Origin of the sequence: Planktotalea arctica, assembly GCF_002105285.1 — a bacterium.
Lineage (GTDB): Bacteria > Pseudomonadota > Alphaproteobacteria > Rhodobacterales > Rhodobacteraceae > Planktotalea > Planktotalea arctica.
Genome location: NZ_MUHR01000004.1, coordinates 80,231 through 94,825, shown reverse-complemented (window position 1 = coordinate 94,825; position 14,595 = coordinate 80,231). Strand labels below are relative to the sequence as shown.

The window sequence follows — 14,595 nt, the reverse complement described above, 5'->3', positions numbered from 1 at the left end:
AAAGCGAACTCTGAGCCCGACTCGGTCATAGCGATTTTACGCTGCGCGCGCACGCAGCAAGAAAAATGCCGCACAACCGAAAGAAACTTCACTGCGGCGCAGCGAGGCAAGCGGTCATTTATGCAGAGCGAGGCATAGATTGGAGCGCGGATTCACACAGTGCGGGACGAAGCGTGATTTCGCCGCACGGGGATGAAGGTCGGCTCTTTTTCGGCATGTCCCGGAATGATACTGAATAACTCACTGAGAACGTTTAGAAAGCCAAGGCGTGCATGATCTAATTTACTACACCATGGTTGGTGCTTTTTTCACCCACGAGCTCGATGCAGTGAAGGACCACCGGCTGACGCCGGAGGCATCATTTGTCGGAATGTAATTCCAGGTACTGCTTGATGACATCGTCTGTCACATTTCCAGATGTGGTTGAGAAATATCCACGGGCCCAAAACCGCCTGCCCCAATAGCGTTTTCGCAATTCGGGAAACTCCATCTGGATGCGGCGCGATGAGCGCCCTTTGATCCGTTGCAGGACATTGGATAGCGAGTGCTTCGGCGGGATCGACAGGAACATATGGACATGGTCGCGCGCCAAAACACCTTTGACGATATGGACGCCCAGTTCACTGCACGTCTGGATGATAATCTCGCGGATGCGGTCCCGCATTGGGCCCTGTAAAATCTTGTAGCGGTATTTTGTGGCCCACAAGACGTGGTACCTGTGGTAAAATCGCGTGTGCGCGGATTTGGAATAACGCATGATCTTCTCTCCTGAATTTNNAAATTCAGGAGAGAAGATCAGAGAAAGATTCGCTGAAGCGGACCGGCTAGAAGCCGGTGGCTTCGATCCTTTAGGTGGAAAGTCAAATCCACACCGCTTGCGCCATCGCACAACGCTAACCACAAGCGCCAATACCGCGAGAGCGGTTTCGTCCTCGTCTGAGCTCGACCTTGGGCATCTCTGAGTTCTGGGCGGTGTTTCACGCGTAAGCGCTGATATGTTAAGCTCCATGCCGCGCTTGTCATGGTAGAACTTACGTCCCTCAACTCCCCCGATACGTCGAATACCCGAATGGCGACAGCAGCAGTGGTACATGATAGTGCGCGGCCTCTGACATGCCGAAGCGCAAAGGCACGGCGTCGAGGAACCGGGGGCTTTCGGGGGGAACGTCGCAAGCGTCCAAGTATGCACCGCAATGGAAGACCAACTCGTATGTGCCCAGCTCGAACTCAGCGGCGGGCAGAATCTGCGCGTCCGTACGGCCATCCTCGTTGGTCACAACGCTCTTTAATTTCGTGCGCACATCGCCTTCGATGCGGTACAAATCAATCACGAGACCAGCCGCAGGGCAGCCGCGTGCAGTGTCTAGAACGTGGGTTGTCAAATATCCGGCCATCGGTTTTCTCCTGAATTACTTGATAAATATGCACTTTTACGCAGCAGCGTGAAAGTTTGTTCCACCCTATAGTGTATTCTGTTTTTTTTGAAAAAACTTTATGATCTTATCGCTTATCAAGCTAGCACTAGGGAGATCATCAAATGACACGCTACCCCCGCGACATGCACGGATACGGAGCCACTCCGCCAGAGGCCAACTGGCCCGGCGGCGCAAAAATCGCCGTGCAAATTGTGATGAATTATGAAGAGGGCGGCGAGAATTGCATCCTGCACGGTGATGCCGCATCAGAGGCGTTTTTGTCCGAAATTGTCGGCGCAGCGGCTTGGCCAGGTCAGCGTCATTGGAACATGGAATCAATCTATGAATACGGCGCGCGTGCCGGATTCTGGCGCCTGCACCGTTTGCTGCAGAACACGCCCATCACGGTTTACGGCGTCGCCACCGCACTGGCCCGCGCCCCCGCACAAGTGCGCGCAATGAAAGAAGCAGGCTGGGAAATCGCCAGCCATGGCCTCAAATGGATCGAATACAAAGACGCGACGCCCGAAGTCGAAACAGCAGACATGCTAGAGGCGATCCGCTTACATACAGAAGTCGTCGGTGAAGCGCCTGTTGGCCTTTATATCGGGCGTTGCTCTGAAAACACTGTGCGCCTTGCCGCCGAGAATGGATCGTTCAAATACGTGGCCGATTCTATCGCGGATGATGTCCCCTACTGGATGGAATTCGGCGAGCATGACCAACTTGTCGTGCCGTACACGATGGACGCCAACGACATGCGCTTTGCCACGCCGCAGGGTTTCAACACGGGCGCGCATTTCTTTGAATATCTCAAGGCCAGCTTTGACGTGCTTTACGCGGAAGGTGGGCGCATGATGTCCATCGGCCTGCATTGCCGCCTGATGGGCCGCCCGGGCCGTGCGCAAGCGTTGCAGGATTTTCTGGCCTACGCGAATTCCCATGAAGGTGTTTGGTTCGCCACGCGCGAGCAGATCGCCGATCATTGGGCCGCGACGCACCCGCATGTGCGCTACGCCCGCCCAAGCCAGATGGACCGCGCCACCTTCGTCGCCAAGTATGGCTCTATCTTTGAACATTCCCCTTGGATCGCAAAGGGGGCCTATGACCTCGAACTTGGCCCTGTGCATGATACTGCGATAGGCCTGCACAATGTACTTTGCCGTATCTTCCGCTCCGCCAGCGAGGAGCAGCGCCTTGGTGTGCTTACAGCCCACCCCGATCTCGCAGGCAAACTAGCGCAGGCGAAAAGCCTGACCGCAGAAAGCACCGCCGAGCAGGCCGCGGCGGGCCTCGATCATCTCACAGATGCTGAAAAAGCGACATTTACTAAACTCAACGATGAATATGTAAACAAACACGGTTTTCCGTTCATCATTGCCGTGCGCGATTACAGCAAGGCGCGTATTATGGACGCCTTCGAGTCCCGTATTAACAATGATCGCGCTACAGAATTTGAAGAGGCCTGCAAACAAGTAGAGCGCATCGCAGATTTTCGCCTGATGGATATCCTGCCATGACGCATACAATCAAAGCTACGCCGATCACGCAAAAGGCCGTCGAAGGCCTCGCCGAAGTGATCGACGCAAACGGCACGCCGGACAAGATGATCAACCAAGATCAATGCGAACGGTTTCATGACCGCGCGACGATTGACATGGTGGATGGGCACGCAGGCATTAGCGTTTTCAATTCGAATTCCTTCACTTTGCCTTTCAAGGTCGAGATGATGGAACGTCACCCCTATGGATCGCAGGCTTTCCTGCCGATGCAACAGGGTGAGTATCTCGTCGTTCTTGCAGATGACGAAAACGGCGCGCCTGGCGCCCCCCGCGCGTTCATCGTCGGGGCTGGCACAGGCGTGAACATTGGAAGAAACGTCTGGCACGGCGTTCTCTGTCCCTTGTCCGATCCCGGCCTGTTCATGGTCGTTGATCGGGTCAGCACGGGGGACAACCTCGAAGAGCACTGGTTTGAGGAGGCCATGCTCGTCGAGTAAAGCACGCAAAACAGGCCGCATCATAAGCGGCCGTCAAGGGACAGCTCTAAGGGAGGAACCACTCATGGCTGATACTTCAATCGGAACACCGGAACAACTTCGGGATCCAAACTACACACCCCCGCTCGCAAAAGCGATTCCGCTGGGCATCCAGCACGTTCTGGCGATGTTCGTGTCCAACGTGACACCTGCGATCATCATCTCAAGTGCTGCAGGCATTGCTTTCGGGCCGAACGCAGATCCAGAGACACGCGTTTATCTGATCCAGATGGCGATGATGTTTGCCGGTGTTGCAACACTGATCCAGACTATCGGCATAGGTCCAGTTGGTTCGCGTTTGCCAATCGTTCAAGGCACCAGCTTTGCGTTCTTGCCAGTGATGATCCCGGCGATGGTCGGGGCTGGCACGGCAGGTCTGGCGGGCTTGATGACAGGTGTTGTCATCGGCGGTCTCTTCCACGCATTCCTCGGATTGTTCGTTGGCCGCATCCGCTTTGCTTTGCCACCACTGGTCACAGGCCTCATCGTTCTGATGATTGGTCTGGCGCTGATCAAAGTCGGCATCGAATATGCGGCTGGCGGCGCGGGTGATTTCAACCGCGGCAAGGAAACATGGGGCGGCGTGTCCAACTGGTTCCAAGCAGGCATTGTAGTCTTTGTTACACTAGGTCTCAAATTCTTCGCACGTGGTATGCTCTCTGTGTCAGCAGTTCTGATCGGCTTGATTGTGGGTTACATCGTTGCCTACCTTATGGGCGACGTTAACTTTGGTGGCTTATCCGGCGCAGGTTGGTTTGCGCTTCCTACACCCTTCAAATTCGGGTTCGAACTGAACTGGGCAATCATCATCGGGATGTGCCTGATGGCGTTCATCTCGGCCATTGAAACCGTGGGCGACGTCTCCGGTATCACCAAAGGTGGCGCAGGCCGCGAAGCAACAGACGAAGAGGTTACAGGCGCAACATACGCTGACGGTCTCGGCTCGACAATTGCAGGTGTATTCGGTTCTTTGCCAAACACATCGTTCAGCCAAAATGTTGGTCTAATCGCGATGACAGGTGTTATGTCCCGCCACGTTGTCACAATCGGTGCGATCTTCTTGATCGCTTGCGGCTTGGTGCCAAAAGTTGGCGCGGTCATCAACTCAGTGCCGATCCAAGTGCTCGGCGGCGGCGTTATCGTGATGTTCGGTATGGTCGCAGCAGCAGGCGCATCGATGCTGGGGGACGTGAAATGGAACAGCCGTAACATGGTGATCTTTGCAACAGCCCTGTCCGTTGGACTTGGCTTGCAACAGGTGCCTGATGCGATGGTCTTCTTGGGCGACACAGCGCGCATTCTGATGACATCCGGCCTTCTGCCAGCCGCGTTCATCGCAATTGGTCTGAACCTTGTGTTGCCAGCATCGCTTGGCAACGATCCCGATGACGAGCACGATAGCGGCATCGCACACGGCGTTGACGGCATCAAAGGTAACTCCAAAAGCTAAACTGGGCCTGTCTTGAAATAACGAAAGGCGCTTCCGCAAGGGGGCGCCTTTTTCATTCGGCACGCCTTTCACGCAGCGCCATGTTGTTCTAATCTCTCGGCACGGCACATAGACGAAAGGCCCCGCTCATGAGCGAAACCGCGACGACCAAGATCAACTACGTCGAATTCACGTCCCCCGCGCTTGAGCAAACCCAGGCCTTCTTTACCGAAGCCTTCGGCTGGGACTATGTGGATTACGGCCCCGATTACAAAGACATAGGCGGCGCTGGCATAGGCGGCGGCATCGAGCGGGGCGCGCTGCGCCCTCCGCTCATTGTGCTGGAAACCGATGATCTGGACGCGATGCTGGCAAAAGTGAAAGGCGCAGGCGGGAAAATTACCCAGGAAATATTCACCTTCCCCGGCGGGCGGCGCTTTCAATTTAAGGAGCCGGGCGGCACCGAATTGGCCGTCTGGACGCAGAGTTAACAGATGGACGCGCTGACGTCGGACATCATCACATTTGCTCTTAACGCGCTCGTCGCCGATATCGCCCAGCAGGTACGCTTCGTGCCAAAATACGGCGGTGAAGTGATGTGCCTCGAGCCGAGCAGCGACACGCGCTTTGTCGGCGGCATGTTCACTTATAAGGATCACGTCTCACTGGAATTTTCGCAAGGCAACTCCCTGCTTGACCCCGGCAGTCATTTGGAAGGCAAAGGCAAGCTGCGCCGCCATTTGAAACTTCATTTACTGGAGGACATAGAGCGCAAATCCACCAAGAATTTTTTGGCGCAGACCCTGCTGTTAACCGCCGTTCAGCAGCAACATCGCAGGCACCCATCCGGTGAAAACCCCGCTTAGCAGCGTGACCCAACCCGTCGCCCGCTCGATCCGCCAACCCAGCGTCAAAAGCGCGAAATACATCGCCCAAAGCACGGCCCAGATGCCCCAAGTTATCGCCAGCCATACCTCCAGCGCGCTGCTCGCAGCGCTCCACTCCTGCACCATCACAGGCACGACCGTCATCGCCACTAACAGGATGAACCAGCCCAGACCGCGACCGTCCAATTCCAATATCCGGTTCACCGCAACCCACAGGTAAGTCGCTGTAAACATTAACGTCAGCGCCCCCATACGCACCTCCACAAGGCTCGCCCCTACCCCGAAAGCAGTCTTAAACGCCACCGCGCCAGTCACGATGCCTGCAAACAGATTGATGAAAATAATCTCGCGATCCGCGATGCGCCCAAGCATCCACAGCCCGTTGATGAACAACACCGCGCCCACAAAGAGCAAGGAAAGACCTGTCAGCATAACTGCCCTTTAGAACGGAAAAAGCCCGGCGCGCCATGCACCGGACTCTCCGAAATTCATCGCTTGAAACCGCCTAAAAATCGACCTCAATCGCCACGCCCTGCTCTATGGCAAGGCGTACCACGGCGCTGGCGACGGCAAGGTCTTGCAAGCCTACGCCTGTGCCGTCGAACAGCGTGATCTCGTCGTCCGATGTGCGCCCTGCATGGGTGCCATTGATCACTGCACCCAACTGATGAACGTCCGCTTCGGTGATCAAGCCCTGTTCAATCGCATGCTGCGCCTCGCCGATAGAAATCGACTGCGCCACCTCGTCGGTGAACACCGTCGCGCGCGCCAGCAAGGCCGCCTCGACCTCTTGCTTGCCTTTGGTATCCGTGCCCATGCAGGCGATATGCGTACCTGCGGAAATATGTTTCGACATCACCGTTGGCGCGAAGGTCGAGGTAATCGAAATCACTACATCCGCCTCGCCCATGCCCTCTAGCTCGACCGCCTCGAAGGGCACGCCAGCTTCATTAGCAATCTTCTCGATATTGGGTAGCATCTCGGGATGATAATTCCAGCCTATAACCTTCTCGAAGTCGCGCTGCTCCAGCGCCGCGCGAAGCTGGAACGTCGCCTGATGACCGGCGCCGATCATCCCCATGACCCTCGCATCCTTGCGCGCCAGGTGCTTGATCGACACAGACGACGCAGCTGCTGTGCGCAGCGCGGTCAAGTAATTGCCGCCAACCATCGCCGCCACTTTGCCCGTATCCGGATCGAACAGAAACACCGTGGACTGGTGATTGATCAAACCACGCTTCTCAAGGTTATGCGGCCAGTATCCCCCCGCCTTCAAACCCAGCGTTTTGCCCTTACCGTCAAAACCGCCCTTGAAACCGTATAGCGCATCTTCATGGCCAATCGCCTCACGGATCACAGGGAAATTATACGCATCACCAGCAGCCATGGCAGCAAAGACGTTTTCAACCGCCTCGAAAGACGCATCGCGCGTCAACAGGTCCGCAATCTCGCGCTCTGGAACAATCCACATCTACGCTTCCTCTTTCTACAAATATCGTGGGGGTGTGGGGGCTAGCCCCCACCTATAAAAGGCAGCGCGAGGGGCATCGCCCCTCGCACCGGTCGGATTGCGAAAGCAATCCGATATATCAATACGCTTTACCGCGCGCAGACACAGCCCAAAGCGTTTCCACTTTGCCGCCGCGCACACCCACATACCAGTCATGCACGTTGCAGGTAGGATCGCAGTGACCCGGCACCAACTTCAGCTTGTCATTCACTCTCAGCACACCGTCGGGATCACCCACTACCCCGTGCTCGTCCGAGCACTTGAGGTAGGTGACATCGTCGCGCCCATAAATAGTTGGCAAACCGCTATCCACCGATTGCGCCTTGAGGCCCGCATCGACAATCGCTTTGTCGGCTTTGGAATGGCTCATCACGGTCGTTAGGATGAACAACGCGTTCTCCCACTCACCCTCGTCGATGCGCTTGCCGTCCTTGTCGAGGATGCGGCCATAATCCGCATCCATGAACGCGTAGGAGCCACACTGAAGCTCGTTGAACACACCCGAATTGCTCTCGAAGTAATACGAACCAGTGCCGCCGCCGCCAACGATATCGCACTCGAGACCCACGGATTTCAGACCGGCAATCGCATCCTTGACCATATCGATCGCAATCGCCGTTTTTCCCGAGCGATCCACATAAGAATCCATATGCTGCATAGCGCCCTGATAGGCTTGGATGCCTGCAAATTTCAGACCTTCCGCTGCGTCGATCATTTTCGCGATATTCACAACGTCCTGCGTCGTGGTCACGCCGCAACGCCCTGCGCCGCAGTCAATCTCAACCAGCGCTTCGATCTGCGTACCATGCTTGACTGCCGCGGCAGACAGGTTCGCCACGTTGTCTGGATCATCAACGCAGCACAAAACGCGCGCGCCAAATTTCGGCATACGCGCCAAGCGGTCGATCTTTGCCAAATCCGTCACTTGGTTGGACACCATCACATCCTTGATGCCACCGCGCGCAAAGACTTCCGCTTCAGACACCTTCTGGCAGCACACACCGCAAGATCCGCCAAGGCTCTCTTGCAACTTTGCGACGTCTACGGACTTGTGCATCTTGCCGTGCACGCGGTGACGCATGCCATGCGCTTTGGCATAATCGCCCATCTTCTTGATGTTGCTCTCAAGCGCGTCCAGATCCAGCACAAGGCAAGGCGTCTGGATGTCCGCTTCGTCCATGCCGGGAACGGCAGGAACATCATAGCCAACTTCCAACTCATCAAAATTGATATCTTTCATGGTGTTCTCTCCGTTCACTTAAGCCATGGCAGCTTGTCGAGATCGACATTTCCGCCTGTAATGATGATGCCGACACGTTTGCCCGCAAAGCGTTCTTTGTTCTTCAAAATCGTCGCAAGTGGCACGGACGAACTCGCCTCCATGACAATGCGCAGGTGCTTCCAAGTCAATTTCATCGCATCGATGATTTCTTCCTCGGACGCAGTCAAAATGTCGGTGACATGATTGCTTACGAAATGCCAAGTCCGCTCTTTCAGAGGCACCAGCAGCCCATCCGCAATCGTCTTGGGTGCATCATCCGCAATAATATACCCCGCTTTGAAACTGCGCATCGCGTCGTCTGCCTGTTCCGGCTCTGCTGCGATAATCTGCACTTCGGGCGCTTGATGCGAGAGCGTCAAACACGTTCCCGAAATCATGCCCCCGCCCCCAATCGGGGCCATGACAATTTCCAGCCCATCTGTCTGCTCCATCAACTCACGCGCGCAGGTGCCCTGCCCCGCGATCACCCGTGGATCATTGTAGGGATGCACAAAATCACCTCCCGAGGCCGCTTGCACCTTGGCAAAAGTTTCTTCGCGAGCGCTGGTGGATGGCTCGCACTCTGTAATCACACCGCCATAACGGCGCACCGTATCTTTCTTGGCTTGCGGCGCTGTGCTTGGCATCACCACATTGCACGGAATACCCCGCAACATCGCTGCATAGCTCAGGCAGGACGCATGATTGCCGGAGGAGTGCGTCGCAACGCCCAGCTTGGCCTGCTCGTCGCTCAAACCAAACACTGCGTTGCTGGCCCCACGTACTTTGAACGCGCCCGCCTCTTGGAAGTTCTCACATTTGAAGAATAGCTCAGCGCCTGTCAGCTCATTCAAAAACTTCGAGGTACGCACAGGGGTGCGGTTGATGTAGGGTTTGATCCGCTCATGCGCGTCCAGCATGTCTTGATAGGTTGGAATATACATAATCAGCGCCTTCCTTAAGAACCGTGGCGATAGAATTCTTGTGCAGCGGCAACGCCCGATCCCAGCTTGATATCAAGCCCAAGATCGACCATCACCATTTCTACCGTGGCCAAACCTGACAGCATCATCGCATCCGTGAGGCTACCAAGATGCCCGATGCGAAACACTTTGCCTGCCACTTCGCCAAGGCCGACACCGAAGGCCATACCATATTTCTCAGCGGCAACCGTCACGACATCTGTCGCGTTAAAGCCCTCGGGTGTTTTGATTGCCGAGACACTATCTGAATAGACGTCAGGACTTGTCGCACAAAGCTCAAGACCCCAGGCATCCACTGCAAGGCGCACGCCCGTAGCGATCCGCGTGTGACGCTTGAACACGTTCTCAAGGCCTTCCGCCTCGATCATTTCAAGGGCAAGCTTCAGACCATTCATCAAGCCGACAGGCGGAGTATAGGGAAAGGCGTTTGCCGCATAGCCCTTTTCCATGTCACGAATGTCAAAGAAGGTTCGCGGCAGGGTCGCCGTCTCCACAGCCGCGCGTGCTTTGGCGGAAAACCCAACAATCGCAAGACCTGCAGGCAGCATGAATCCCTTCTGCGAACCCGTGACCGCAACGTCCACGCCCCACGCGTCCATGCGAAAATCCATGGAGCCGATGGAAGAGACGCCATCCACGAAGAACAATGCAGGGTGTGCTGCTGCGTCGAGCGCTTTGCGCACACCGCCGATGTCAGATTTCACGCCCGTCGCCGTTTCATTATGCGTCGCCAGAACCGCCTTGATCGTGTGGCCTGTGTCGGCTTTCAGGATAGCCTCGTATTCATTGACGGACAGACCATTGCCCCAAGGCGTCTCGACCACTTGAACATCAAGGCCATGACGCTGGCACATATCAATCCAGCGGTGCGAGAACATGCCGTTGCGTGCAACCAGAACCTTATCGCCCGCGCTCAGCGTGTTGGTTAGCGTCGTTTCCCAACCGCCCGTTCCCGTAGATGGGAAAATAAAAATATGCGCCGACTCAGATTTCAGAACGCGGCGAACACCATCAAGGCAAGGATGCAAGATTTTGCCGAACAAAGGGGAGCGGTGATCAATCGTAGGCATGTAACACGCTTGGCGGATCGCCTCGGGCATGTTCGTGGGGCCGGGAATGAAAACTGGATTTTGAAAGCTCATGACATCGTCTCCTAACGGATTATTAGCTCAGGCTAGACTAACTATCTGCTATGTGAAATTTTTTTGAAATTATTTTTCATTTTTTTGAAATTTCGAAAAATCAAACATTGTCAGATGCTTGAATTTTTCATAATGTGAAAACAATTTTTAAAAGTAAAAGGGTGGCACCAAAACTATGGCCAAATACCCCGAATCTGAGCCACGCCGCCAGCGTGGCCGCCCCCGCGCATTCAATGAAAAAACCGAACAAAACACGATCAAATCACTCGACCGCGCGCTCTGTGTCCTCTCCGAACTCGCGCAGATCGAGGGCGCGACCCTCTCTGAACTCGCACAAGCCATGAGCGAATCCCCCGCTACCCTTTACCGCGTGCTCACCACTTTCGCGCTACATGGCATCGTCGAGGCGGATGAGGCGGCTCAAACTTGGCACATCGGACCGGAGGCTTATCAGATCGGATCGGTGTTCTTGCGCCGCACCAGCCTCATCGATGTTTCGCGCCCGATCCTGCGCGCTTTGATGGAGCAAACGGGCGAGACCGCGAACCTCGGGATCGAGAAAAACGGCGCGGTGCTGTTCGTGTCGCAGGTCGAAACCCAAGCCCCCATTCGCGCCTTCTTCGCCCCCGGAACCCTATCCGCAATGCACGCCTCCGGCATCGGCAAGGCGCTATTGGCGCATATGGACGAGCCGCAAATCAACAGCTTCGCCGCCAAAGGCCTTGAGCATTTCACCGAATACACCAAATCCACTTTGCCCGACCTCACCGCCGATCTTGCTGCAATCAAGTCCCGCGGCTATTCCCTCGATGATCAGGAACGCAATCTAGGTATGCGTTGCATCGCCGCCCCTATTCGCAACGCATATGGCGAGGTCATTGCCGGTCTTTCTGTATCTGGCCCAACCACGCGCGTGACGGTGGAGCAGGTGGAGACGCTTTCAACAGCCGTCATGCGCGCAGCAAATGATGTCTCTCGCGCTCTTGGAGCGAAATGATCCTGCGAATTTTCAAGAAAATTCAAGCTGCACCAAATGCAAAAAAGGCGCTCTGTCTCCAGAGCGCCTTTTTAATTACTTAACTTTCACACTCCCCGAAAGGAAGACCGGCTTATGCCAGTGCGATGTTGATCGCTGCCTCACGACCGTCACGGCCGGGCTCGATGTCGAAAGTTACTTTCTGGTTGTCGGCAAGACCTGTCAGGCCGGAACGCTCAACTGCAGAGATGTGTACGAACACGTCTTTGCTGCCGCCGTCTGGTGCGATAAAGCCGAAGCCTTTTGTAGTGTTAAACCATTTTACGGTGCCAGTAGCCATCGTAATTCTCCTAATATACTGCCCACGGAATGCGGCAGGTCGGCTAGTCAGTGCAAGATCGAAACTGAGCCGTCGATAGGAGCAGTAGGGTCGATAGTGGTAACGTCGCAACTGCCATATAAGGCCGAGTGCTGGAATTTGCAAGGATTCGATACACCCAGCAGGCGTTTTCCCGCGCGCACAAGGTTCACCCTATTTTGACGCCGCAAAATTTTCGCCTCAAGGGGGATTTACCTCGCGTGGCGCTTCCTGTCTAGCTGTGCTGCGGTACGGGAAACGCACTGCACAAAACAGGAGAGATGTGATGAACAAGGCCCTTAGCAACGATCAATTGACCCAGTGGGATCACGATCACTTCTTTCATCCCTCGACACATCTCGGCCAATTCGCGCGCCGTGAAATGGGCAACCGGATCATCACGGGAGCCAATGGTGTGCACATTACCGACCGAGAGGGGCGCAGATCACTTGACGCATTCGCGGGTCTTTACTGCGTCAACGTCGGTTATGGCCGCACGGAAATCGCCGACGCTATTGCCGCGCAAGCACATGAACTCGCCTATTATCATTCCTACGTTGGCCACGGTACCGAGGCCTCGATCACCCTTTCCAAGATGATTGCTGATCGCGCACCCGAAGGGATGAACCATGTCTATTACGGTCAATCCGGCAGCGACGCGAACGAGACCAACATCAAACTGGTCTGGTATTACAACAACATCCTCGGCCGCCCGCAAAAGAAGAAAATCATCTCGCGTTGGCGCGGTTATCACGGCTCGGGCCTGATGACAGGCTCGCTCACGGGCCTCGAACTTTTCCACAAGAAATTTGACCTGCCGCTCGCAGGCGTGCTGCACACAGAAGCACCCTATTACTACCGCCGCACAGATCGCTCGATGAGCGAGCAAGACTTCTCCAACCACTGCGCCGCCAAGCTGGAGGCGATGATCGAGGCCGAGGGCGCAGACACCATCGCGGCCTTCATTGGCGAGCCGGTTCTTGGCACGGGCGGCATCGTTCCGCCCCCTGTGGGCTATTGGGAGGCTATTCAAGCAGTCTTACAAAAACACGACATCTTGCTCATTGCGGACGAGGTCGTCACAGGTTTCGGGCGCCTCGGCACCATGTTTGGCTCTACGCATTACGGCATGACCCCTGATATCATCACCATCGCCAAGGGTCTCACCTCTGCCTACGCGCCCCTTTCCGGTTCCATTATTTCAGATCGTATGTGGGAAGTGCTGGAACGCGGCACGGATGAGTTCGGCCCCATCGGTCATGGCTGGACCTATTCCGCCCATCCCATCGGCGCCGCTGCGGGGGTCGCCAATCTCAAACTGCTCGATGATCTGGACCTGATGAGCAACGCGAAAACCGTTGGTGCATATCTCAACCGCGCCATGCGGGACGCTTTAACGGATCATCCCAACGTCGGTGAAATTCGCGGCGAGGGCATGCTCTGCGCCGTAGAACTGGTCAAAGAACGTGAAACGCCCACCTTCTTCGATGCCTCCGACAAGATCGCCCCGCAGATCGTTGGCAATATGCTGGAACACGGCGTGATCGCACGGGCCATGCCCCAGGGCGATATCCTCGGCTTCGCTCCACCCTTCTCCCTCACCCGCGATCAAGCGGATGAAGTGGTGGCAGCGACGCTCGCTTCAATCACCGAAATCTTGGGCTAGTTACAGCCCTAACTTCGCGTGGCGGTTCACGTCCTTATAGAGCAAATAGCGAAACGGACCCGGACCGCCCGCATAGCACGCCTGCGGGCAGAACGCGCGCAGCCACATGAAATCACCGGGACCAACTTCAACCCAATCCGCGTTGAGTTTATAAGCCGCCTTGCCCTCAAGCACGTATAACCCGTGCTCCATCACATGCGTCTCCATGAAGGGGATCACATTCCCGGGCATCAGCGTGACAACAGTCACGTGCATGTCATGGCGCAAATCGTTGGGGTCCACAAAGCGCGTGGTCGCCCAACCGCCATTGGTGTCGGGCATCACGGTAGGTTCGATATCATTCTCGTTGGCAATCACGGGATCTGGCACATCTAACCCCTCAACCGCATCATAGGTTTTGCGCAGCCAGTGAAAACGCGCGACCCCACTGCCAGCGTTAGTCAAAGTCCAATCCATGCCAGCGGGTAAATAGGCATAGCCTCCCTCACTCAAAACATGGCTCTCGCCCTTGAAGCTGACGGTCACTTCACCCTCGACCACAAACAAAACACCCTGCGCCGCTTTATCAAGTTCGGGCCGCGTAGACCCACCTCCTGGCTGCACTTCCATGATATATTGCGAGAACGTCTCGGCAAACCCTGTCATCGGGCGCGCAATCACCCAAAGGCGGGTCTTATCCCAGAATGGCAGAAAGCTGGTCACGATATCGCGCATCGTGCTGGCGGGAATAAACGCATAGGCGTCGGTGAAAATCGCCTGACTTGTGAGCATCTGCTCCTGACCCGGATGCCCGCCCTGGGGTGCGAAATATGTGCGTTTGGTCATGCTCTGCTCCGGATGTTGATTGGACCAAACTTGGGGCCTCACGCCGCGATCGCCAAGCGCCTGAATGCCGAAAAGAACCTTTTGAATTATTTGACAATCTCTCGC

General features: G+C 55.7%; 16 protein-coding genes. 7 read left to right on the top strand and 9 right to left on the bottom strand.

Annotation, left to right across the window (positions count from 1 at the left end):
- Positions 1–358: 358 nt before the first annotated feature.
- Positions 359–757, bottom strand: coding sequence for an IS200/IS605 family transposase (gene tnpA, locus B9P63_RS04705; RefSeq protein WP_085307409.1), 399 nt, complete (start codon positions 755–757; stop codon positions 359–361).
- Positions 758–1,040: 283 nt separating this feature from the next.
- Positions 1,041–1,394: a hydroxyisourate hydrolase gene (gene uraH, locus B9P63_RS04700; RefSeq protein WP_085307408.1), complete on the bottom strand. Its 354-nt coding sequence runs from the start codon at positions 1,392–1,394 to the stop codon at positions 1,041–1,043.
- A gap of 143 nt (positions 1,395–1,537) precedes the next feature.
- Between uraH and puuE the strand changes: the two genes are divergently transcribed.
- The 5 genes from puuE to B9P63_RS04675 all read left to right on the top strand — a co-directional run bounded on the left by puuE (position 1,538) and on the right by B9P63_RS04675 (position 5,748).
- Positions 1,538–2,935: an allantoinase PuuE gene (puuE, locus tag B9P63_RS04695; RefSeq protein ID WP_085307407.1), complete on the top strand. Its 1,398-nt coding sequence runs from the start codon at positions 1,538–1,540 to the stop codon at positions 2,933–2,935.
- Positions 2,932–3,414 (top strand): ureidoglycolate lyase, encoded by a 483-nt coding sequence (locus B9P63_RS04690; RefSeq protein ID WP_085307406.1) that lies wholly within the window; start codon positions 2,932–2,934, stop codon positions 3,412–3,414. Before puuE ends, B9P63_RS04690 begins: the two co-directional genes overlap by 4 nt.
- A gap of 64 nt (positions 3,415–3,478) precedes the next feature.
- Complete coding sequence (locus tag B9P63_RS04685) at positions 3,479–4,903, top strand: uracil-xanthine permease family protein (protein ID WP_085307405.1); 1,425 nt, start codon at positions 3,479–3,481, stop codon at positions 4,901–4,903.
- A gap of 128 nt (positions 4,904–5,031) precedes the next feature.
- The gene (locus B9P63_RS04680; RefSeq protein WP_085307404.1) at positions 5,032–5,373 is read left to right on the top strand and encodes a VOC family protein; all 342 of its coding nucleotides are present in this window, start codon (positions 5,032–5,034) and stop codon (positions 5,371–5,373) included.
- Positions 5,374–5,376: 3 nt separating this feature from the next.
- Complete coding sequence (locus tag B9P63_RS04675; protein WP_085307403.1) at positions 5,377–5,748, top strand: DUF1801 domain-containing protein; 372 nt, start codon at positions 5,377–5,379, stop codon at positions 5,746–5,748.
- Here B9P63_RS04675 and B9P63_RS04670 read toward each other — a convergent pair.
- The 5 genes from B9P63_RS04670 to bhcA all read right to left on the bottom strand — a co-directional run bounded on the left by B9P63_RS04670 (position 5,692) and on the right by bhcA (position 10,665).
- Entirely contained in the window at positions 5,692–6,201 is a 510-nt protein-coding gene (locus tag B9P63_RS04670; RefSeq protein ID WP_085307402.1) for an AmiS/UreI family transporter, read from the bottom strand. The genes B9P63_RS04675 and B9P63_RS04670 overlap by 57 nt on opposite strands.
- Before the next feature lie 73 nt (positions 6,202–6,274).
- Positions 6,275–7,240: an iminosuccinate reductase BhcD gene (bhcD, locus tag B9P63_RS04665; RefSeq protein WP_085307401.1), complete on the bottom strand. Its 966-nt coding sequence runs from the start codon at positions 7,238–7,240 to the stop codon at positions 6,275–6,277.
- 118 nt (positions 7,241–7,358) lie between these two features.
- A complete protein-coding gene (gene bhcC / locus B9P63_RS04660; protein ID WP_085307400.1) occupies positions 7,359–8,519 on the bottom strand; it encodes a 3-hydroxy-D-aspartate aldolase BhcC in 1,161 nt (386 codons plus the stop codon).
- 14 nt (positions 8,520–8,533) lie between these two features.
- A complete protein-coding gene (bhcB, locus tag B9P63_RS04655) occupies positions 8,534–9,484 on the bottom strand; it encodes a beta-hydroxyaspartate dehydratase BhcB (RefSeq protein ID WP_085307399.1) in 951 nt (316 codons plus the stop codon).
- A 14-nt stretch (positions 9,485–9,498) separates the two neighbouring features.
- A complete protein-coding gene (gene bhcA, locus B9P63_RS04650) occupies positions 9,499–10,665 on the bottom strand; it encodes an L-aspartate--glyoxylate aminotransferase BhcA (RefSeq protein WP_085307398.1) in 1,167 nt (388 codons plus the stop codon).
- A gap of 175 nt (positions 10,666–10,840) precedes the next feature.
- On the opposite strand from bhcA, the gene bhcR reads away from it, so the two are divergent.
- Positions 10,841–11,662, top strand: a complete 822-nt coding sequence (gene bhcR / locus B9P63_RS04645) for an HTH-type transcriptional regulator BhcR (protein WP_085307397.1) — start codon at positions 10,841–10,843, stop codon at positions 11,660–11,662.
- Positions 11,663–11,774: 112 nt separating this feature from the next.
- On the opposite strand, the gene B9P63_RS04640 is transcribed toward bhcR, so the two are convergent.
- On the bottom strand, positions 11,775–11,981 hold the full coding sequence (locus tag B9P63_RS04640) for a cold-shock protein (RefSeq protein WP_009829425.1): 207 nt from the start codon (positions 11,979–11,981) through the stop codon (positions 11,775–11,777).
- Between the two features lie 304 nt (positions 11,982–12,285).
- On the opposite strand from B9P63_RS04640, the gene B9P63_RS04635 reads away from it, so the two are divergent.
- Positions 12,286–13,665, top strand: coding sequence for an aspartate aminotransferase family protein (locus B9P63_RS04635; RefSeq protein ID WP_085307396.1), 1,380 nt, complete (start codon positions 12,286–12,288; stop codon positions 13,663–13,665).
- Here B9P63_RS04635 and B9P63_RS04630 read toward each other — a convergent pair whose 3' ends face one another.
- On the bottom strand, positions 13,666–14,490 hold the full coding sequence (locus B9P63_RS04630) for a bifunctional allantoicase/(S)-ureidoglycine aminohydrolase (RefSeq protein ID WP_085307416.1): 825 nt from the start codon (positions 14,488–14,490) through the stop codon (positions 13,666–13,668).
- Positions 14,491–14,595 lie beyond the last annotated feature (105 nt).

Bases quoted from the DNA above. Each gene is read 5' to 3' on its own strand.
- tnpA (WP_085307409.1), bottom strand. From the start codon at position 757: ATGCGTTATTCCAAATCCGCGCACACGCGATTTTACCACAGGTACCAC.
- uraH (WP_085307408.1), bottom strand. From the start codon at position 1,394: ATGGCCGGATATTTGACAACCCACGTTCTAGACACTGCACGCGGCTGC.
- puuE (WP_085307407.1), top strand. From the start codon at position 1,538: ATGACACGCTACCCCCGCGACATGCACGGATACGGAGCCACTCCGCCA.
- B9P63_RS04690 (WP_085307406.1), top strand. From the start codon at position 2,932: ATGACGCATACAATCAAAGCTACGCCGATCACGCAAAAGGCCGTCGAA.
- B9P63_RS04685 (WP_085307405.1), top strand. From the start codon at position 3,479: ATGGCTGATACTTCAATCGGAACACCGGAACAACTTCGGGATCCAAAC.
- B9P63_RS04680 (WP_085307404.1), top strand. From the start codon at position 5,032: ATGAGCGAAACCGCGACGACCAAGATCAACTACGTCGAATTCACGTCC.
- B9P63_RS04675 (WP_085307403.1), top strand. From the start codon at position 5,377: ATGGACGCGCTGACGTCGGACATCATCACATTTGCTCTTAACGCGCTC.
- B9P63_RS04670 (WP_085307402.1), bottom strand. From the start codon at position 6,201: ATGCTGACAGGTCTTTCCTTGCTCTTTGTGGGCGCGGTGTTGTTCATC.
- bhcD (WP_085307401.1), bottom strand. From the start codon at position 7,240: ATGTGGATTGTTCCAGAGCGCGAGATTGCGGACCTGTTGACGCGCGAT.
- bhcC (WP_085307400.1), bottom strand. From the start codon at position 8,519: ATGAAAGATATCAATTTTGATGAGTTGGAAGTTGGCTATGATGTTCCT.
- bhcB (WP_085307399.1), bottom strand. From the start codon at position 9,484: ATGTATATTCCAACCTATCAAGACATGCTGGACGCGCATGAGCGGATC.
- bhcA (WP_085307398.1), bottom strand. From the start codon at position 10,665: ATGAGCTTTCAAAATCCAGTTTTCATTCCCGGCCCCACGAACATGCCC.
- bhcR (WP_085307397.1), top strand. From the start codon at position 10,841: ATGGCCAAATACCCCGAATCTGAGCCACGCCGCCAGCGTGGCCGCCCC.
- B9P63_RS04640 (WP_009829425.1), bottom strand. From the start codon at position 11,981: ATGGCTACTGGCACCGTAAAATGGTTTAACACTACAAAAGGCTTCGGC.
- B9P63_RS04635 (WP_085307396.1), top strand. From the start codon at position 12,286: ATGAACAAGGCCCTTAGCAACGATCAATTGACCCAGTGGGATCACGAT.
- B9P63_RS04630 (WP_085307416.1), bottom strand. From the start codon at position 14,490: ATGACCAAACGCACATATTTCGCACCCCAGGGCGGGCATCCGGGTCAG.